The sequence below is a fragment of the Shewanella violacea DSS12 genome (assembly GCF_000091325.1).
Classification (GTDB): Bacteria; Pseudomonadota; Gammaproteobacteria; order Enterobacterales; family Shewanellaceae; genus Shewanella; species Shewanella violacea.
In genome coordinates, this window is the sequence record NC_014012.1 from 769,239 (window position 1) to 790,580 (window position 21,342).

A 21,342-nucleotide genomic window follows, 5' to 3' on the forward strand; every position below is an offset into this window, starting at 1 on the left:
TTGCCGATTTGTAATTCCCGCTTAAATCATCTACTCTATTTTCTCATTTTAAGGCCATTGCATAACGGTTTAATTAGTATAAATAAAGTCAATAAATCTTAATTATACTCATTGCAAACAGGCACAGGAGAAGCATGTCAGGATCTGATATATCACCTCAATTCAGTTCAAAAATGAGCATTACTGATTATAAAAAAGTAATCCAAGATGCCGACAACTACCTTAATGAAAACTTTACCCACGTTGCTATCGACGAGATAGTAAAGTTGCGCGCTGATTTTTTTGATGCCTTGCTTATCCATCTTTGGCAATGTGCCGAGCTCTCTAGCGACAATTTATCTCTCAATGCCGTAGGTGGCTATGGCCGTCAAACCTTACATCTACACTCAGATATTGATATTTGTGTGTTATTCCCCGAAGAGCTTAGTTCTCATCAAACCACCCAGATTGGGCTGTTTTTTACTCAATTATGGGATTTGGGCCTGGAGCTAGGCCATAGTGTGCGGGCTCTGAACGAAATTGATAATGCCTGTAAAGAAGATATAACCATTGCAACCTCATTATTTGAAATTCGCCATCTTGCAGGACCTAAGTCTCACGCTAATCAGGTCTTAGATAGGCTTTATGGCGATGATCTCTGGAGTAGTGAAGCCTTCTTTAAGGCTAAAGTCAGCGAGCAAGATGAACGCCATCTAAAGGCCCAAGGCAGTGCTTTTAGCCTAGAACCAAACCTAAAAAATAGCCCAGGTGGTATGCGTGATATCCAAACTCTGATTTGGGTAACCCGTAAGTATTTTGCAGCTGAGGACATGGCGGCTTTAAGGCGGTTCGGTTTCTTTACTGCCGACGAATATACAGAACTATTAGAGTCACAACATTTTATCTGGCGTGCACGTTGGGCACTCCACGCCGCAGCTGAGCGCTCTCAAAATCGATTACTTATTTCTTTGCAAAGTGATGTGGCTAGGCTGATGGGCTTTGGCGACAACAGTCACTTAGCTATCGAAAAAATGATGCGTCAGTTATACCGGGCTATGAGGCGGATTAGTGAACTTAATCAAATGCTATTACAGTATTTCAAAGATGAAATTCTGGTACAAGCAGACAAGAAATCGACCCCGTTAAATCAACATTTCGAAATTAATGGTCGACTGATCAATGCTCGCCATGATGACGTGTTTGTTGATCGCAAGCAGCTAATCGCTCTGTTTAACCATATAGCAGAAAATTCGAATGATATTGACGGTATTACCCCACTGACGATTCGATTAATACGTCAGGTTAGGCGACGATTATTGGGTGATCTACAAGACTTTCATAGCTGCCGCAAAGAGTTTATCGCGCTATTTCGTCATCCTCAAGGCATGGGACTCGCGCTATCATTAATGCACAAACATGGGATATTAGCCTCCTATCTTCCCCAGTGGCGTGAAATTGCAGGTCAGATGCAATTCGACCTCTATCATGTTTACCCCGTTGACGAGCATACTCATAAGTTACTAAAAAACTTATATTCACTGAATGGAAAACCTGAATCTCCTTCTCTGGCGCAGCCTAGCACTGTCTACAAAGCGATAGAGAATAAAGAGGCATTGTTGTTAGCCGCCTTGTTCCACGATTTAGGTAAAGGACGCGGCGGTGATCACAGTGAATTAGGGGCTGTGGACGCGCTGCAATTCGCTAAATTTCATGAACTAAAACCTTCGCAAGCTAAGGTGATCGTCTGGTTGGTGAAAAACCATCTATTGCTATCCTTATCCTGTCAAAGGTTAGATATATATGACCCTTCGGAAGTTAAGAATCTTGCTAAATCCATAGGCACCAAAGCCAGGCTGGATGCTCTCTACTGCTTAACTGTTGCCGACATTAAGGCTACCAATGATGAATTGTGGACTAATTGGAAGGCAAGCTTACTCAGAGATCTGTATTTGTCGATTAGTTATGCACTGCGCAATGGCTTAGAAAATGTGCTAGAACAGCGAACTATCGTCCGTGAACATAAAAATGAAGCACTAGAGCTGATGGGGGTGAGTGAAACGCCTGATGTGATTAAGCAGCTTTGGAAGCGCTTACCGCTATCATTTTTCAGCAACGCTCAACCCCGTGATATCGTCCGTTACTCTAGAGCCATGACGCAACATCCAGTTGAGCACGCACTTATTTTGCTAGATGAAAGTAGTACTAAAGGTAGCAGCGATCTATTCGTTTATATGAAGGATAAGCCTGGTCTGTTTGTGACACTATTTAATACCTTAGCTTCACTACAGATCTCAGTTCAACAAGCTAATATCTCCAAGACCAAAGACGGTTATGTCGTGGAGTCTTTAAAAATACTGGATTATGACCATCACCCAATAAGAACCGCAGGGCGACGTGACCGTATTAAGAAAAGGCTCAAACAAGTATTATTTGAAAATAGAAAGGTGCCTAAACAGCGCTTGAATAGCAACATAGGCTCATTCGTCAGCGAACCCAAAGTTGAGTTCTTACACTCTCGCAAAAAGGATAGAACGCTTATCAGTGTTACCGCACTGGATAATCCACAATTTATGAGTCACTTCTGTAACGGTTTTAGGCAGTTCGAACTCAATATTCACTCTGCAAAAATAACCACAGTTGGTGAGCAAGTCGATAATGTATTCCTTGTCTCTGACAAAAATGGTCAATCACTAGATGACGAGAGTAAACAAGCGCTAAAATCCTTCTTTGTCGATATCATTAAAGAACAGGTTCCTATCTGATTGTTCATTATGTGACTGGGACTGATGGAATTAATGCTGTGAAGCACATGACTGTTGAAATAGAAGAGAGAACTATAAAGTTCTCTCTTTGTTTGATCGCCAGCTGGAGAGAACTTAGAGTTTAAACTGACCCACCTGTTCACGCATGCTTTCCGACAGGCTGCTTAGTTCGGTCACTGATGTTGTCAGTTCTTGGGCCGCCATGGTGGATGCCTGTGCGATATCGCTTATAGCAATAATGCTTCGATTTATGTCTTCGGCCACACTGCTTTGCTCTTCGGCAGCGGTGGCTATCTGAGTATTCATGTTGCTGATATTATCAACCGAAAGCACTATCTCATTAAGGGCACCTCCTGCCATGTGCGCTTTTTCATTTGCATCATAAACCTGTTCAGTCCCGATCTTCATGGCGCCAACAGCTTCTTGAACCCCTTTTTGCAACCCATCGATCATAGATTCTATCTCTTGAGTCGATTCTTGGGTACGTTGTGCCAGAGTTCTTACTTCGTCGGCCACAACGGCAAATCCGCGGCCTTGCTCACCTGCTCTAGCCGCCTCAATGGCTGCATTTAACGCTAGTAAATTGGTCTGCTCGGCGATCCCTTTAATCACATCCAGAACGCTGCCGATGTTGTTACTTTCACTAGCCAAATGAGTGATCACCTGTGAGGTTTGATCTATCTGTTTAGAGAGCAGAGTCATGCTGGCAACTGATTGTTGAACGATATCATTTCCCTTAGTTGCATTAGCTTCAGCATCTTTTGCCGAATCAGCGGCGTTAGTGGCACTCTGAGCAACTTCGGCCACCGTTGCTGTCATCTGATTCATTGCCGTAGCAGTCTGCTCTGTCTCCGCTTGCTGTTGATGCATCCTGTCATTAGTTTGCTGAGTAAACTCGCTCAATTTTACGGTCGAATCACCGACTGTGTTAGCTGCCAGCGCGATAGAATTTAGAATGCCACGTAGATGTTCAATCACTAGTGTTAGATTGGTTGATATCTGCCCGAGTTCATCGTCGTTAAAGGTCTTAAATGTCACGGTTAAGTCAGAGTCGACCCGAACCGTGTTTAGCGTGCTGACAATATTATCTATGGGACGCATTACAGCCCGAGTCACCCAAAGCCCAATTATTACGCTTGTTACTATGGCTATCAGCGTCAACAGGATAAAAATGGTCATAGAAGATGAGTAAATTTCATCGACTTTATTTTTTTCTTCACCGGCGACTCGTAACTGAAGGCTAATCAGTTCAGAAATTTTTCCGCTAATAGGATCTATTACGTCATAGAGAGGAGCGATATCATCATTCAACTGTCCGCTAGGCGACCCTTGCATGCTATTAAGCTTATTCACAAGTTGCGAGATTTGTTGATTTGCTGGCATGAATAACCGATTGGCTTCTTTGGTTAACCTCGACTCTTCATCGGTTAAGGTCGTTGCCATGTAAGCATTCCATTTCTCGCTGATATTTCGGCTGGATTCAGTCATTGCCCGACTCGCTTCAGCGGCGCTGAACATTCCGGCATTGGCTTTGTTGACCGCATCGATAACCGAAACCGCATAGTCATCTCCAATGATTTTAAGGTCTTTCAGAGGAACCACTCTGTCGTTATATATGCTGGTGACACCCGCTTCGATTTTCCCCATCATGTTAATAGCTAAAAAACAGATGCTAATCAGTAGTATTAGCGGGACTAACAACCCAAGGGTCATTTTTTGCTTGATTTGTAAGTTAACCATTAAGGTACCTATCAAGTCAGTTTGATCATCTCCTTTGTCACGGCTCTGACATTCCTTTTTTCGAGCCTTGAATTAAGCATAACAAACAATAAAAATGACTGGATAAATTCTGCGGTTATTATCAATTACTCAGCAAGCGTTAACGCTAATTTCAGAGTGGAAGGGTAATTAACGCTGCCATATATGGCACGATTTTTTAGCTAATATCTCCAAGTCTAAAGATGGTTATCTGGTGGAAGCTTTAAAAATACTGGATTATGACCATCATCCAATAAGAACCGCTCGGCGACGTGACAGAATCAAGAAAAGGCTGAAACAGGTATGGTTTGAAAATAGAAAGGTGCGCTAAACAGCGCCTGAATAGCAATGCTGGCTCATTTTCAAGCAAGACTAAAGTCGAGTTCTTGCACTTTGGTAAAAAGGATAGAAGGCTTATCAGTGTACCGCACTGGATAATCCACAATTTATGAGTCACTTCTGTAACGGTTTCAGGCAGTTTGAACTCAATATTTACTCTGTGCAAATAACCACGCTTGCTGAGTAAGTCGATAATGAATTCCTTGTCTCTGACAAAAATGGTCAAGCATTAGGTGACGAGAGTAAACAAGCGCTAAAATCCTTCTTTGTCGATATCATTAAAGAACAGGCCCCAGTTTGATTTATCCTAGATAAACCTGTCCATATGTGGCTTGATTTAGGTGCCCCAATTAAGATTAATTGGGACACCTATCTTCTAAATACTAAGATACCTTATATCCCCTAAAGGCTAAGAGACTTTAAATTTAGAGGTGAGTTCGTTTAGCGTACTGGCAATATGACTGATGTCGCTGCTAGCAGTTGAAACCTGTTCTGCACTGGTTGAATTTTGATGAGCAACGTCACTAATTACCGTAAGGCTTTGGCTTATTTCAATGGATGCACAAGATTGTTGCTCAACGGCAGTAGCAATCACCTCGGTCATTTGGGTAATGCTATCTATGTCGCTATGCATAGTTTCAATCATTTGAGCCATATTGTGTGCATTTGAAATTGTTTGCTCACAAACATTACGACTCGCTGCCATTCCCTTAACTGCCTTATCTGACGCATTTTGCAGTTTGACTATCATGCCCTCAATATTCTTGGTCGAATCTTGAGTTTTTGATGCCAGTGTACGGACTTCATCGGCGACAACCGCAAATCCCCGTCCCTGCTCTCCGGCTCGGGCCGCTTCAATTGCAGCATTGAGTGCTAATAGATTGGTTTGGTCCGCAATTCCCCTGATAACTTCCAATACAGAACCAATCTCATAGGAGTCTCTTTCCAGTTCTTGAATAACGTCACTGGCCTGGCTGATTTCTTGATCTAACAGGCCTAAATCATCAATGGTTTGGTTTAATTTTTTGTTCGCTTCAGCTGATGAAGACTGTGCGGACAGTGAAGAGCTGGCAACATCGGTAGCATTTTTTGCGACGTCACTAATGCTGGTTGACATCTCTTCTACTGCCGTCGAAATTTGCTCTATGCTCGCTTGTTGCTCTTGCAAGCTGGTTACCGACTGTAAACTTGATGCGCTTGTCTCTTCGGCCACGCTTGCCAGGCTAATGCTATCTTGAATAATTTCGCCCATAACAGTACGCAGCTGTTGGGCCATTTTTTGCATTGCCCCATACACGCTCGCAGCTTCACGACCCCGTTCAAAAGCAAAGGTTAAGTCACCAGCCGCAATGGTTTCTGAAATAAATTGCATTTCACTTGGTTCACCACCTAAAGGTTTTAAAATTGATGATGAGATGACAAATGCAACCGTAATAATACCCAAGATAGCGAGGAAAATAACGATAGCTAGGTTCCAATAGAGAGTGTGTATCGGCGCAAAGGCTTCTGCGGCATCAATTTCAGATATTACAGCCCAACGTATGCCATGAATATCTATGGGGGTAAATGCTGATAATACTGAGTTACCGTTATAATCGATAATCACTTTATAGCCATCCTTGCCATTGATAGCCAGTTTGGCGGCCTCAGTATCGACGCCATTATCTTTAACATTGCCGGCGAATGATGCTAAGACAGAGTGGTCCTGTGGACTCAAAAATGAGTCTGAACGCATTAAGTAATCACCACCTACCAAATAACTCTCACCAGTATCTCCCATCCCTTCTCTTTGCTGCATGAGTTCATTAACTTTGTCTATGGATAACTGCAGCGCGATAATGACTGGGCTTCCCTCACGATTGTTCAATGGTAAAGCAATGAATGCCGCAGGCTCATTATTACTCGGTGCATAACGAATAAAATCAGACATACCGAAAGTGTCTCTGTTTTTAACCTGTTTGAACAAGGTGCCTAAACCTGAGTTGCTGTAGCTACCCGTTACTAAGTTGGTTTGATAATCTGCCTCTTTAGCAACGGTATAAAAAATTTCACCCTTATCTTGGATCAAGAAAAAATCATAATATCCATATACCTTAAGAAACTCTTCAAAATAAGCTTGGTTGTCATGGGCGGTACGAGTTAAAGAATCAGCAGAGCTAAAATCAAGGGTTTTATTGATCGTACTGGCCAGTATTGTTATGTCGCCTTGTCGCTCTGAAAAGTAATTTTTTATTTGTGTTTTCTTTGTGTCTCTAACCGCAACTAGCTTAGAGGATACCTCGGCTTCGATAGAAGAACTTGCGGTGTAACTGGCAATAAATCCAAGCGCTAATATTGGCACTAAAGCGATTAATAAAAACGTGATTAGCAGCTTATTCTTTAATTTCATGAATGTTCCTTTAAATCTCATGTTTATTCGTTAACTGTCACCATTCACACTGCCAAGATAAATAATTGTATTTATTAGCCAGCTGAAAATAAGTCAATAAATAATATGACGTGCAAGTGTTCAGGGTAAAACGCGCGCAAATAGTAAGTCTTTTGTTGTACGCAAGTAAAGCGATTTAACATTAGCAGCTGCTAATCTCATGAATATTTACAATCGAGGCGTTGTTAATCTGAGGCAACCTCATAAATTTAATTATACGTTTGTGGACTGAGCACTAAGCTCAGCAAGGATAAATTAGCTCATCCATTGCTTTAATACTTCTTGTTATCGATTTTAAAGCAGCTATTTAGCTTCTCGATTGGATTTATAGACATCTAGGTCATTGATACTTTTCCATCGGATTGATATATGAACGATTATAATTTCAGGCTTGATTTTTGTGTGGCTTCACAGTGAAAAGATAGGCGGAAGGGTTAGAGCTAATTAATCTTAGCTCTAACAAAATATATCCATGTCTTTAGTGAGTTTTTGTTTTTAAATAATTAGCTGGTGTTTAGCTATATAAGGTTATTACATTTAAATACTGTTGGTTTTACCATTTGTAGTTTAAGCCAACATAAGCTGTAATTGGAGTTCCTGGAGAATATAGTGTTTTCCCATATCGATATGAGGCTTGCTGTACATATTCATTATCAGTAATATTTAATACTCTGGCATTGAATGAAAGCTGTTCAGACACCTGATAAAGCGCTTTTACATTGGCGATAGTGTATCCATCTTGGATACGGTCAATACCATCATCATCTTGGCTGTTAGCGTCATCTAACCAATATTTACCAATAGATTGCACCTCTAGCATAACAGTTAAGTCTTCAATAAATTCAGGTGTGTAGCGTAACCTTACATTGGCTATGTAGTCGGGTGAAGCCGCCATTTCATTACCAGAATAATCATCATGCTGATCAAATTCATGCTTAGACTTGCTATATGCTGTACTGATATTAACTTGTTCATTAATTTTCCATGCCACAGATATTTCTATGCCTTTATGGATAACACGAGTCGCATTGGTTAAATACCTTTGCCCTGAATCGTTATAGGCATAAACAATTCCATCATCAACATCCATATAATAAACTGCAGTATCGAAAGAAATTGATTTCCAATTAGATTTGTAGCCAAGTTCATAAGTATCGGAGATTTCTGGGTCGACAGCTTTGGCATCGCCATCATCTTTAATCGTTAAGTGATATAAGCTTCCAGCGGTTGGTAAGCGAAAACTATTGGCATAACGTAAATAAACACTGCTATCTGGTGTTAAATGATAATTTAAACTTGCCTTAGGGCTAAAATGGTTAAAATTATCCGTTCTATCTTCAAGACTTTGTTTGCCGTGGCCAATATCACCATAAAGACTTAAATGGTTTTTAAAGTCGTAATGCGCATAGTCGTAGCGTGCACCTAAGGTTAAATCCAGATTTTTTGCTATATTTCGCTTATGTTGAATATATGGAGAAAGACTGATGTATTGAGTGGTGTCATCAAAAAACTTCTCCCCTTTAATAAAGGTATCTGCTTTCCAACCTGTGGTTGAATAATCAAGAATCTGGTAAGAAAATAGATCCCCTTGGGTAAGCTCTATATCCAAACCAATACTTGTATCGCTATCATTAGAGTGTTCAAAGTTTGCTAATGCTAATAAGCCTAAGGTTTGTACTTTAGACTCTATTTTGGGCATATTTTGATTCCAAGTTGCCGTGTAATCATTGGTACGGTAACGATAATAAGGAATCAATGAATAATAATTATCGCCGGCAGTTTTGTCCCACTGGCTAGAGAGTCTCATATATTGAGTTTTACGTAATGGATCACTGGCTAAAACATCATCAGATAACCCAGAGTTAGTCTTGTCATTGTTATACAAATCTTCAGTTAAATTTCCAGCCATTTCTTGTTCAAGATCTGAAATCACCAAAGAAGTCACTAAACGTTCATTATCACCTAGGTCTAGTTCATGGCGAAGTGTTAACTCAGCGCGCTTCGATCCTGTATGGTCACGCCAGCCTTCATTGTTTAGATATGAAGCCGACACTCTGAAACCTTGGGTATCAGACAGTATATTGCTGTGACTGAATTGCACCTTAGAATACTCATCTTCCCCGAGCATCAAATTGATATCTGTTTCAGGTGACTCAGCCACCTCTTTTGATAAAATATTAACGGTTGCCGCGACAGCACCAGAGCCATATAAGGCAGTACCGGCGCCTTTCAACACTTCCATTCTGGCAATATTCGAATTAAAACTGGACCACCAAAGTGCGTTATGGTTAAAAAACGCAGGGGATTGCAGCGGAATATTATCCTGCAAATACAAATAGTAACCACTGGTATTCATTGGCATTCTAATTGCCGCTTTGTGACCTTGCCCGCCAGATAACTGGTCAATTAACACACCTGAAATACTGTTAAGTGATTCAGCTGCATGCTGACCATTATCAATAGCTAGTTCTTCTTTGCTGATCCCTTGTAGCGACATTGCCAGATCAGTATCTAACGACTCCTGACGTGTTGCCGTTACGCTAATACGTTCAATGTTACCCTGGTCATACAAGGGGGATAAAGTGTCAGCTAAAGCTGGGTTGCAATATTGAATAACAAGAAGAGAAAACAGACAATATTTTACTTTTTTAGTCATAGAAACAAATATTTTTTGATTAGCTTAATTGTTGCCATTGTAAGTGTTTTGGTTTTTTACTTGTGCGACAAAGTGTCGCACATGTGTGATTCTCGTGTCAGCCATGGCATATCTAGTGTGTCTGGTATGTATAGCGTGGTGAGAGTGGCGAATTTGCAGACTTAAATGTAAGGGGGAAACCCCCCAATAATTTAAGCTGAAGACATGACCTCAAGATACAATCAGTTATATGTGCCTATCTTGTCTTTTTCCATAAGCCCATGGGTGGGAGCTAGGGGGATATTGCCTAGCCATAAGCTGATGAACGAGAAGCATGGAAGCTGAACTGGCCTTTTTGTATGGACATAATTGGCGAACTGGCTAAATAAATGGGTTTGCTTGTCTCAATAGGGCGGCTTTGACTGGGCGTTATAGGTGCTTTAGATAACATAAAGAGACAGATCCCGGCCTAAAAGAACACCGGGATGACAGGCTATTTCGTTTAGGCCTAAAAACTGCTGAATGACGGGGGCGACACAATAGATTTCGGTCTAAATATCACCGGAATGACTGTGGGCGGCACAATGGATTCCGGCTAAACCCTTGCCGGAATGACCAGGGAAACTCTGGGCTGCCCTGTTATTTATTGCATGCTCAGGCTCAAGCTTTGGAACTAGCTGGTTGTAATCGGACTGTCGTGATGAGCTTTCAACTGCTGGAACAAGAGGTCTTTCAAGTTCGCGCGTTGTAATTTTAGCTGATGCATATGCTCGTCATCGGTTGGACTACCGTCAATTTCTAGCTGACGAATATCATAATCGAGTAGGTGATACTGCTTGGATAATGTTGTGAATGTTTCGTCTTTATAATTCAAATAAACAATGTCTTGTTTATATTCTGGAAAGTCGAAAATAAGCGCATGATTCTCATTTAGCATAGGTAACCCCTGAATGGTGAACTGAAACTATTATTCGGAACGTATTTAGGAACTTATGTCGGTAATTATGTTTGAAACTTGTTTTGCTACTGTAGCCACTATAGCACTATGAAGTTTAATAAGAAGTGGGGCTAGATCATACTTACCTCATTTGATCTAAATGCAGCAGCAGGCATTTATCCCCAAGGCACGTAAGACCCACAGGGTCTTTCTCGTGCATCTGTTCCATAGGGTTATGGGAAATGTCTTATGTATGTCAGGAATATGCAAGACCATTCACATCATACGAGCAGTCCTCCTTGCCCTAGTCTTGATTACGAGAAGGGGTGGACCTTGGGATCTACATCCAAACGGAGTTTGGAAAGTGAAAACTAGATCCCGGCCTAAAAGAGCACCGGGATGACAATCAAAAAGAGTAAACACTCCTTACTCCCGCTCAGGGCTGCATTCTTTGTTTTAGACCTCTGGTCACCAGACGGACAAGTCCGCCTTCCGGTTCAGGGCTATACTCTTTGTTTTAGGCCGTTGGCCACCGAGCAAACAAGTTTGCTCTCCCGCTCAAGGCTGTGGCCTTAATAAAAACTAATCAGTCCGCGACCAGGGTAATCCAAGATCCCGATTATTCGGAATCACTCCCTATTCTGGATCATAGTCCAACACCGGAGAGAGCCATCTCTCGGTTTCTTCTATACTCATACCCTTACGCTGCGCATAATCCTCTACCTGATCTTTGCCGATATTGGTCACGCCAAAGTAACGTGACTTAGGATGGGCGAAGTACCAGCCAGAAACTGCAGCTGTGGGGTACATGGCGTAGCTCTCGGTGATATTAAGACCTATGGTCTCATCAGGCTTTAATAGATCCCAAAGCAGGCCCTTCTCTGTGTGGTCGGGGCAAGCTGGGTAACCAGGCGCCGGTCGTATGCCTTTATACTTCTCACGAATAAGCGCTTCGTTATCTAACACTTCATCAGATGCATAACCCCAGAACTCCTTACGCACGCGTTCATGCATGCGCTCGGCGAAGGCTTCGGCCAAACGGTCGGCCAGACACTTGAGCATGATGGCGCTGTAGTCATCGTGGTCTGCTTCGAAGCGTGCAATATGCTCGTCGATACCATGACCTGCGGTAACTGCGAAGCCGCCCATGTAGTCGGCAACCCCTGAGTCTTTCGGCGCGACAAAGTCGGCCAGACAGAAGTTGTCGTTGCCCACACGCTCTATCTGCATGCGCAGGTGATGTAGGGTTATTATTGGTTTGTCGCGAGACTCATCCGTTCCATCACAAGAGTACAGCTCAATATCGTCATGATTGACGGTATTAGCCGGAAACAGGCCAATAACGCCCTTGGCGGTAAGCCATTTCTCGTCGATGATTCGCTTCAACATGGCCTTGCCATCGGCAAACAGCTTAGTGGCTTCCTCGCCTACGACCTTATCGGTTAAGATTTTAGGGAAGTGTCCATGTAGCTCCCAGCTGCGGAAAAATGGCGTCCAATCGATACGATCTACTAGGTCTTCTAATGGATAGTCATCGAATACCTGACGCCCTAGCTGATTGGGGATAAATGGGGTGTAGTTGTCCCAGTCATACTTGCAGCGATTATCACGGGCCGCTTCGATAGTGGTGATGATCTTACGTTTGGTCTGTGACAGGCGCTTCTCGCGCATCACATCATATTCCTCATAGGCGGCGTCTATGGTGGCCTGACGAGTCTCGTTATTAATCAGCTTTGACACCATAGGCACGGCGCGGGAGGCGTCGGCGATATAGATGGCGCCCGTCGGTGAGTGAGGGGCAATTTTCACAGCTGTGTGAATTTTCGAGCAAGTTGCGCCGCCGATAATCGTTGGAATGGTTAAGCCCGCCTTATGGAAGCTCTTAACGTTATGCACCATCTCATCCAGACTTGGGGTGATAAGCCCTGACATGCCTATGATGTCGACGTTCTCGGTAATGGCCACATCGATGATCTTCTCCACCGGCACCATGACTCCTAAATCAATAACATCATAGCCGTTACAGGCCAGTACCACGCCGACGATATTCTTGCCGATATCGTGCACGTCGCCCTTAACTGTGACCATTAAGATCTTGCCGTTCGATTGACCTGGGGTCTTCTCTTCTTCGATATAAGGGTTGAGGTAAGCCACGGCTTTTTTCATCACCCGGGCCGATTTAACGACCTGGGGCAGGAACATCTTGCCCGAGCCGAACAGGTCACCGACCACATTCATGCCGTCCATCAAGGCACCTTCGATCACATCCAGCGGACGGCTCGACGCCGCTCGCGCCTCTTCTGTGTCTTGGACGATATAATCTGTGATGCCTTTAACCAGGGCGTGAGACAGGCGTTTATTGACCTCCCAGCTGCGCCATTCGAGATCTTCTTTCTTGGCTGTTTGACTGCCGTCGCCGCGGAACTTCTCCGCAACTTCTAATAAGAGTTCTGTGTTATTAGTGGCATCACCATTCTTATCCACTGCGGTGCAAGGCAAGTTGCCGACTATGGCCTCAACCCTTTCCTTAAGTTCAGGGTCGATGTCGTCATAGATGGATAATTGACCTGCGTTGACGATGCCCATGTCCATGCCAGCTTGAATGGCGTGGTAGAGGAACACGGCATGAATAGCCTCTCGTACCGGGTTGTTACCACGGAAGGAGAAGGAGACGTTAGATACACCGCCGGAGATCATGGCGTGGGGCAAGGTGCGTTTTATCTCGGCGGTGGCTTCGATAAAGTCGACGGCATAGTTGTCGTGCTCTTCGATACCTGTGGCAATGGCGAAAATATTGGGATCGAAGATGATATCTTCCGGCGGGAAGCCCACCTTATCCACCAATACTCGATAGGCGCGGGTACAAATCTCTATCTTGCGCGCCTTTGTATCGGCCTGACCCTGTTCGTCGAAGGCCATGATGATAGCTGCGGCGCCGTAGCGTTTAACTAAGGTGGCCTGCTGGATAAACTTCTCTTCTCCCTCTTTAAGCGAGATAGAGTTAACGATACCTTTACCTTGAATACACTTGAGGCCGGCCTCGATCACTTCCCACTTGGAGGAGTCGATCATAATCGGCACACGTGAGATGTCCGGCTCGGAGGCGATAAGGTTGAGGAACTTGTGCATGATCTCCACGCCGTCGAGCATGCCCTCATCCATGTTGATATCTATGATCTGCGCGCCATTCTCTACTTGATCGCGGGCAACAGATAACGCCTCTTCGAACTCTCCTGTCTTGATAAGACGTAGAAACTTGGCCGAGCCGGTGACATTGGTACGTTCACCCACGTTAAGAAACAGCGAGTTTTCATCTATAGTCAGTGGCTCAAGGCCAGACAGACGACAGGCCACCGGGATATCCGGCAGCTGACGGGCAGGGTGCTTGATCACGGCTTCGCGAATAACGCGAATATGATCTGGCGTGGTACCACAACAGCCACCGATGATATTAAGGAAGCCTTCCTCGGCCCACTCACCAATAATATCGGCCATCTGCTTGGGGGTTTCATCATAGCCACCGAACTCATTGGGTAGGCCAGCATTTGGGTGAGCCGAGACGAAACACTCGGAAATCTTAGATAGCTCTTCCACATAAGGGCGCAGCTCTTTAGGCCCCAAGGCGCAGTTAAGGCCAATCGATAGCGGCTTAACATGGCGTAGTGAGTTGTAGAAAGCTTCGGTGGTTTGTCCGGTCAAGGTGCGGCCTGATGCATCGGTAATGGTGCCGGAGATCATTATGGGTAAGCGTGCACCTAGATCGTCATAGACGGTCTCGACGGCAAATAGGGCAGCCTTGGCGTTTAAGGTATCGAAAATGGTTTCTACCATTATGATATCCGCGCCGCCTTCAATCAGGGCATTGATGGACTCGACATAAGCCTCCACCAGCTCATCGAAGCTGACATTACGGTATCCGGGGTCGTTCACATCTGGGCTAATAGAACAGGTGCGGTTAGTCGGGCCCAGTACACCGGCAACATAACAGCTGCGGCCAGTCTCTTGCTCGACTTCATCGGCAGCGGCGCGGGCTAGGCGGGCTCCCTCAAGGTTTATCTGGGCCGAGAACTCCTGCATGTCGTAGTCGGCCATGGCGATGCGCGTCGAGTTGAAGGTGTTGGTCTCGATAATATCGGCGCCGGCCAGTAGGTATTGTTTATGAATGCCCTTGATGGCAGCAGGCTGAGTGAGCACCAACATGTCGTTGTTGCCCTTTACATCTTTATGCCAGTCTTTGAACTGTTCGCCGCGAAAATCTTCCTCTTCCAACTTAAGATCTTGGATCATGGTGCCCATGGCACCATCGAGAATTAGGATCTCTTGCTCGAGTTGTCGGGTCAATTTTAAGGTGAGCTCTTGACCTTTCTCTTTGGTTATTATTGGGGTACTGAGGGTGTCATTGGCCATAAGTTCTACCTACCTTAATAGATCTGCGCTGCATCTCTATTGAAACCATATGCTGGTTTCGTTTGGATGTTTATACGTATAGACGTCTATACTAAACCAGACACGTTTCTGTGTCGAGTCGCCATATTGTGTGTTCTATCGCCTTGTATATTGACTTATTTCTTAATGATTTCGCCACTCTTTTTAAGGTCTGAACTATGCTTTAAACAGGCTCTTTACAGGAGAAATGTGGTGTGGAGGAAAAATAATAATCAAGCAGCCTTCAGGCTGTTGGCCCTAGTCACTTGGTTTTTTATCGTCTCATGGCCAGTTGCCAGCAACATAGCATTTAGCCTATCTAGCATGTTACTAAGCATTACACTGATTTGGCTGTCTTTAATTCTATTTTTATATGCTTTGACTAAGTAGCTTGGTCGATGATGTCTAGATATGAATTTGAGTCAAACGTACCTCTCCAGTCTCTCGTTGAGACGCTAAAACCTGTGCTTTTCACTTCATACATCCCAATTGTTTATGACTCCTTTTGCTGTGACAGTGCAATTACTCAACATTGCGCCGCTAGTTTAAAGATCACTAGTTACACTCACCTTATTGCTGAGGTGACTGCATGATTAGTGCTACGAGTCTGTTGTTAATCATATTCGCTTATGTCGGCTTGCTGTTCGGCACTCACCTTATTGCTGAGGTGACAGCATGATTAGTGCTAGGAGTCTGTTGTTAATCATATTGGCTTATGTCGGCTTGCTGTTCGGCTGTCACCTTATTGCTGAGGTGACAGCATGATTAGTGCTAGGAGTCTGTTGTTAATCATATTGGCTTATGTCGGCTTGCTGTTCGGCTGTCACCTTATTGCTGAGGTGACAGCATGATTAGTGCTAGGAGTCTGTTGTTAATCATATTCGCTTATGTCGGCTTGCTGTTCGGCTCTCACCTTATTGCTGAGGTGACAGCATGATTAGTGCTAGGAGTCTGTTGTTAATCATATTCGCTTATGTCGGCTTGCTGTTCGGCTCTCACCTTAAAGGCGAGGTGACAGCATGATTAGTGCTACAAGCCTGTTATTAATCATATTCGCTTATGTAGGCCTCTTGTATGTCATTGCTGCTTGGGCAGAATCCGGTAGTAAAGCCGCCGAAAGAATCACCACTAGTGCCGTGGTTTATGCCCTGTCATTAGCCATATATTGTACCAGTTGGACCTTCTTCGGCAGTGTGGGTATCGCGACTCGATCCAGTATCTTAATGCTCTCTATCTACTTGGGGCCGACTCTGTTGATGATAGTTATCTGGCCCTTGATGCAAAGAATATTGCTGATTAAGCAGATCTATAGGGTGACCAGTATCGCTGATTTTCTCTCGGCACGGTTTAACCGCAGTGTGTCCTTGGCAGGTCTCGCGGCTCTAGTGGCCATGATAGGCATAGTGCCTTATTTAGCCCTGCAACTTAAGGCGATAAATACGTCTATCGATTTACTTCTAGGGGTGCAAACCGAGGTTAAGCTCACCATAGCTTGGCTGGTTTGGCTGGGCGTCGCCCTGTTTACCATAGTGTTCGGTATTCGCCATCTGGATCCCACCGAGCGCCACCCGGGTATGATGTTAGCCTTAGCCGTGGAAGGCTTGGTTAAGCTGGCAGCCATGTTATCTGTGGGGGTGTTTGTCTGTTTCGTGATGTTCGACTCTCCCCTGGATATCTTTGCTCAATTGGAGCAGAAGATGCCAGAAGCGGCGGCTAAAATGTCTTCTAAGCCCGCATTTGTCACCTGGTTTAGTTATCTAGTGTTAGCAGGTTCTGCCTTTATGTTACTGCCGCGCCAGTTCCATGTGATGGTGGTGGAAAACCCAGATCCTAATCACGTTAAAAAAGTCCAGTGGTGGCTACCTGTCTATCTTATTCTGATGACTCTGTTTGTCACTCCTATCGCGGCGGCAGGCTTGCTGTTATTAGGGCCGGACACAGCCGATAGCTACATGTTGTCTATTCCCATGTTAGCCGGCCAAGAGCTATTGACCATATTCGTGTTTATTGGCGGTTTCTCGGCCTCTATGGCCATGCTAATGGTGTCGGGAATGACCCTATCTACCATGTTTAGTAACCATCTGGTGTTACCGCTTATTCAGTGGTTTCGGCCCGAAAGTCGCTTGAAAAAGTATCTGCTGCAATCACGTTGGTTGGCGGTATTTGTCGTGCTCGGTGCCGGACAGGTGTTTTACCTTTATTTAGGTGAATCTTACATGCTGGTGAACATGGGTATGATCTCATTTGGCGCCGTGTTGCAGTTTTTGCCCTTGGTTATAGCCGGCCTTTACTGGCCCCAAGTGACATCGAAAGGCGCATTTTCGGGTCTGTGCGCCGGCTTTGGCATCTGGGCATATTGCCTCTTGTTGCCTGCAATAATGAAGAGTGGCTGGATCAACGCCGATATCTTGTTAACCGGCCCCTTCGGCGTAGGCTGGCTGCACCCAGAGCATTTATTTGGCACTGAGATGCATAAGATCAGTCATGGGACCTTCTGGTCAATGGCGGCAAACATCTCGGCGCTGGTATTGGGAAGTTTGTACTCTAAGATGTCCGGAGAGGAGAAGCGTTACAATGCCGAATTTATGGATGTTATGGCAGAGCGTGTGGCAGAAGATGAAGCCATCATGGATACCTTGCCCAGAGATATCGAGCTTAAGCCCAAACTTGAGCTGCTAAAGGCTATTTTTAGTCAGTACCTGTCACCTGAATTTGCCGATATTAAGTTGTCAGCCTGCTTAGGTGAGGCGGGCTTGAGTCAGGCCGAGCTTATCAATGTGCAGGAATTGGCCAATCTAGAGCGCGCTACCGAGCGGCTATTGAGTGGTATTACTGGGGCTGCAGTGGCTCATATGGTGGTGACTCAGTCGAATATTTATTCTAAGCAGGAGACTCAAACCTTAGAGCGATATTATGGCCAGTTACTGGCTCAGTTAAAAATCAGTCCGGCTCAATTGAGGCAACAACTTAACTATTCGAAAGAGAAAGAGTTGTTGGCCAAGCGGTACTCAGAGCAGATGCAGGGCATAGTCGATGACAGAACCCGTGAGCTTCAATCGACCTTAGATAAACTCAAGAGTGCTCAGGCTCATCTGGTTGAAACCGAGAAGCAGGCATCGTTGGGCAAAATGGTGGCTGGGATAGCCCATGAGATCAATACCCCTATTGGTGTGTGCGTGACAGCCGCATCCCATCTACACGATGAGGTGGTCGCTTTGAAGAAGATGTTTGCCGCCGGAGACTTGAGTGAAGAGGAGTTTCAAGGCTTTATGCAGACTTGTACCGAGGCGATGGATATTATTCTCAAGAATAATGCTCGGGCATCTAGCTTGATCCAGAGTTTTAAGCGGGTCGCAGTGGATCAGTCCAGTGAACAGATTAGAGAGTTTAGCCTTAAAGAATATCTCGAGGAGATCTTAATGTCTCTGCGTCCCACATTGAAAAAAGTGCCCCATGAGGTGAAGATCATATGTTCGGATAAACTCATCTGTAATACCTATCCCGGGATCCTGTCTCAGGTGGTGACTAACTTGATAATGAATAGCATGCTGCATGCTTTCAAGCCTGAGCAAGTAGGGGTAGTCACCATAGAAATATCTGTCAAAGAGGGCACAATATTAATGGATTATAGGGATGATGGCGTCGGCCTAGATGAAGATGGTGAGAAGAATCTATTCGATCCCTTCTATACCACTAAGCGTAATCAGGGAGGCAGTGGACTGGGCACACATCTGGTGTATAACTTAGTTACCCAGAAACTCAAGGGCGAAGTCGACGTGGAAACCTCACCAGGCAAGGGACTCTGTTACCATATACGCTTCCCGCAAAATGTGGAGGACTAGACTTTTTTTGGATTAAAAGAATAGGCGTTAGAATCCAGATTCTAGGAAGTAGTACTAGAAATAGAAACGGGAAACCAGCAAAGGAGCAAATATGTCTGACGAGTATCAAGATGACAACAAAAACTGCGCTGAGAATATGGCCGAGTGCACCACTGTCTTCTATCTTCTCCGTCATGGCGAATGTGAAGGCGGAAATATACTCAGAGGACATACCGATGTCGCCGTGAGTCAGACGGGACGAGCATCTATGACCGCAGCCATAGATCGCCTCGTGGAGCGTCACGAGGTGGAGTTTGATCAAATATTCTCATCCCCCCTGCGTCGCTGTAGTGAGTTTGCGCTTAATCTTTACCTGAAAAATGGGGTGCCATTAAAACTGGAGGAAGATTTAAAGGAGGTTAACTTTGGTGATTGGGATGGTGAGACCCTAGAGAGCCTGTATCAGCACTCATCTGAGATGATAGAGAGCTACTGGAAAAATCCCTGGGCCGTGACGCCGCCGAATGGCGAGAGCATGCTTGGGTTTGAATCCAGAGTCGATGCAGTGTGGCAATCTATTCTGCAGCAATATAGTGGACAGACCTTACTCTTGATCACCCACGCCGGGGTAATGAGACACTTGATGGCCAATGCCCTTGGCGTGAGTGGCGTCGCAGGGTTTTATACTCAACTGTCATTGGCTTATGCTGCTGTGGTTAAAATATCTGTATTTACCTCGCCCCAAGGCCACTTCACTAAGCTGCACTGGGGCAATGACTAGGCCTTTGAAGCTTGCTCCAAGCTAATGCGCGAGTGAGTCCTGCATATGGGATCTAGAGTCGAAGATTTAACTTCGCTGGTACCATTGCCAAGACGGGTAAAATCGGCATAATAACGCCCATTAGAACTTGTTATCTATTCCTTTTATTATTTTAAGTGGAAGGTTTCAAGTTCGCAAAATGAGGTGTTGGGCATTAATCTGGCCGCTTAAATAATCGTGAGCCTGTTTTACTGCTAACTCAAACTTAAAAGGGAATTGGGACAATAGCTTGTGGTATTAGTTTATCGCTTATATTTATGGCGTTATCAGACTGAGTCATTAGCTTTTAAAAGCCCAAACTGTGCCCGCAACTGTGAGTGATTTTTAAAGACGTTCCTAGACATTTTCAGCTACAGCCTAGAAGCTTCTTTAACAACACCAGTCAGGATACCTACCTCATTTTGTCGCGATCATACTCGAGCGGGTAACTCGGGGGAGCCATAGATGTCATTAGTTTCAGGCTTAACGTCACAGAGCACATCTGAGCTTGCCTTGGATGTACAGGACCTCTGCTGGCAGGTCGACTCACGCTCGATTCTGTCCCAAATAAGCTTCTCCATCAAACGCGGTCAGATGCTCGGCATCATAGGGCCTAATGGTGCGGGAAAGTCGACCTTACTTCGCTGTATCTATCGATATATCAAGCCAGACAGCGGCAAGATCCAACTTTTTGGCCAAGAGATAACCCATCTATCCTCTAAAGCCTTCGCGCGTGAGGTGGCGGTAGTGCTACAAGACACGCCCCATCATTTTGAGTTGACCACTGCCCAGCTGGTGGCTATCGGCTTGACGCCTCATAAGGGGCCGTTCGAACTCACTAACGCTGCCGACAGGATCTTGATATCCGATGCTCTGGAAAAAGTAGGATTAACTCATAAGGCTAAGCAGAGTTATGAGCATCTCTCTGGTGGTGAAAAGCAAAGGGCCTTGATTGCTCGTGCCATAGTGCAACAGCCTAAACTGCTGATCCTCGATGAGCCGACCAATCATTTAGATATACATTATCAGATCCAGATCATGGAGTTGTTGCATTCAATTGGGATCACAGTAATCACCTCTATTCACGATCTCAACCTTGCTAGCGCCATGTGTGACAGCTTACTTCTGCTGGAAGAGGGCAAGTGTATTAGCTACGGTTCTCCAAGCGAGGTGCTGACAGAGCAGGCAATAGGCGAGGTATTTGGTGTCTGTTCCCATGTTACGCCTCACCCTCAACATGGTAATCCACAGATCTGTTATTACTATGGCTATGAAAAGGGTTACGACAAGGGTTACGAGCCAGGCCATGAGAATAGCCATGAGAAGGATCGTCAACAGAGTCAGCTTAATAAAAATGGCTCGGCATCTCTCGAGGATTCAGGTCATGGCTAGAAGTATTAAGCTCACCGATGAAATAGAAATGGCTGAAACTGATTCAGTTGCAATGAAAACCAGAGAG

General features: G+C 44.8%; 9 protein-coding genes and 1 riboswitch. Of the genes, 4 read left to right on the top strand and 5 right to left on the bottom strand.

The window, feature by feature from the left end:
- Positions 1-134 precede the first annotated feature (134 nt).
- Positions 135-2,741, top strand: a complete 2,607-nt coding sequence (gene glnD / locus SVI_RS03070) for a [protein-PII] uridylyltransferase (RefSeq protein ID WP_013049929.1) — start codon at positions 135-137, stop codon at positions 2,739-2,741.
- A gap of 114 nt (positions 2,742-2,855) precedes the next feature.
- Here glnD and SVI_RS03075 read toward each other — a convergent pair whose 3' ends face one another.
- The 5 genes from SVI_RS03075 to metH form a co-directional block, all read right to left on the bottom strand.
- Entirely contained in the window at positions 2,856-4,481 is a 1,626-nt protein-coding gene (locus SVI_RS03075; RefSeq protein ID WP_041419625.1) for a methyl-accepting chemotaxis protein, read from the bottom strand.
- Between the two features lie 766 nt (positions 4,482-5,247).
- The gene (locus SVI_RS03080; protein ID WP_041419626.1) at positions 5,248-7,227 is read right to left on the bottom strand and encodes a methyl-accepting chemotaxis protein; all 1,980 of its coding nucleotides are present in this window, start codon (positions 7,225-7,227) and stop codon (positions 5,248-5,250) included.
- Between the two features lie 592 nt (positions 7,228-7,819).
- Positions 7,820-9,922: a TonB-dependent receptor gene (locus tag SVI_RS03085; RefSeq protein ID WP_013049932.1), complete on the bottom strand. Its 2,103-nt coding sequence runs from the start codon at positions 9,920-9,922 to the stop codon at positions 7,820-7,822.
- A gap of 652 nt (positions 9,923-10,574) precedes the next feature.
- Positions 10,575-10,838 (bottom strand): YdcH family protein, encoded by a 264-nt coding sequence (locus SVI_RS03090; protein WP_013049933.1) that lies wholly within the window; start codon positions 10,836-10,838, stop codon positions 10,575-10,577.
- Between the two features lie 636 nt (positions 10,839-11,474).
- Positions 11,475-15,245, bottom strand: a complete 3,771-nt coding sequence (gene metH / locus SVI_RS03095; RefSeq protein WP_013049934.1) for a methionine synthase — start codon at positions 15,243-15,245, stop codon at positions 11,475-11,477.
- 1,037 nt (positions 15,246-16,282) lie between these two features.
- On the opposite strand from metH, the gene SVI_RS03100 reads away from it, so the two are divergent.
- The 3 genes from SVI_RS03100 to SVI_RS03110 all read left to right on the top strand — a co-directional run bounded on the left by SVI_RS03100 (position 16,283) and on the right by SVI_RS03110 (position 21,275).
- A complete protein-coding gene (locus SVI_RS03100) occupies positions 16,283-19,105 on the top strand; it encodes a sensor histidine kinase (protein WP_013049936.1) in 2,823 nt (940 codons plus the stop codon).
- A gap of 91 nt (positions 19,106-19,196) precedes the next feature.
- Positions 19,197-19,865, top strand: coding sequence for a histidine phosphatase family protein (locus SVI_RS03105; protein WP_049791024.1), 669 nt, complete (start codon positions 19,197-19,199; stop codon positions 19,863-19,865).
- Between the two features lie 209 nt (positions 19,866-20,074).
- Positions 20,075-20,310: riboswitch (cobalamin riboswitch) on the top strand.
- Positions 20,311-20,348: 38 nt separating this feature from the next.
- On the top strand, positions 20,349-21,275 hold the full coding sequence (locus SVI_RS03110; RefSeq protein ID WP_013049938.1) for an ABC transporter ATP-binding protein: 927 nt from the start codon (positions 20,349-20,351) through the stop codon (positions 21,273-21,275).
- Positions 21,276-21,342 lie beyond the last annotated feature (67 nt).

Coding starts and splice junctions, on each gene's coding strand:
- glnD (WP_013049929.1), top strand. CDS start 135: ATGTCAGGATCTGATATATCACCTCAATTCAGTTCAAAAATGAGCATT.
- SVI_RS03105 (WP_049791024.1), top strand. CDS start 19,197: ATGTCTGACGAGTATCAAGATGACAACAAAAACTGCGCTGAGAATATG.
- SVI_RS03110 (WP_013049938.1), top strand. CDS start 20,349: ATGTCATTAGTTTCAGGCTTAACGTCACAGAGCACATCTGAGCTTGCC.
- SVI_RS03080 (WP_041419626.1), bottom strand. CDS start 7,227: ATGAAATTAAAGAATAAGCTGCTAATCACGTTTTTATTAATCGCTTTA.
- SVI_RS03075 (WP_041419625.1), bottom strand. CDS start 4,481: ATGGTTAACTTACAAATCAAGCAAAAAATGACCCTTGGGTTGTTAGTC.
- SVI_RS03100 (WP_013049936.1), top strand. CDS start 16,283: ATGATTAGTGCTACAAGCCTGTTATTAATCATATTCGCTTATGTAGGC.
- SVI_RS03085 (WP_013049932.1), bottom strand. CDS start 9,922: ATGACTAAAAAAGTAAAATATTGTCTGTTTTCTCTTCTTGTTATTCAA.
- SVI_RS03090 (WP_013049933.1), bottom strand. CDS start 10,838: ATGCTAAATGAGAATCATGCGCTTATTTTCGACTTTCCAGAATATAAA.
- metH (WP_013049934.1), bottom strand. CDS start 15,245: ATGGCCAATGACACCCTCAGTACCCCAATAATAACCAAAGAGAAAGGT.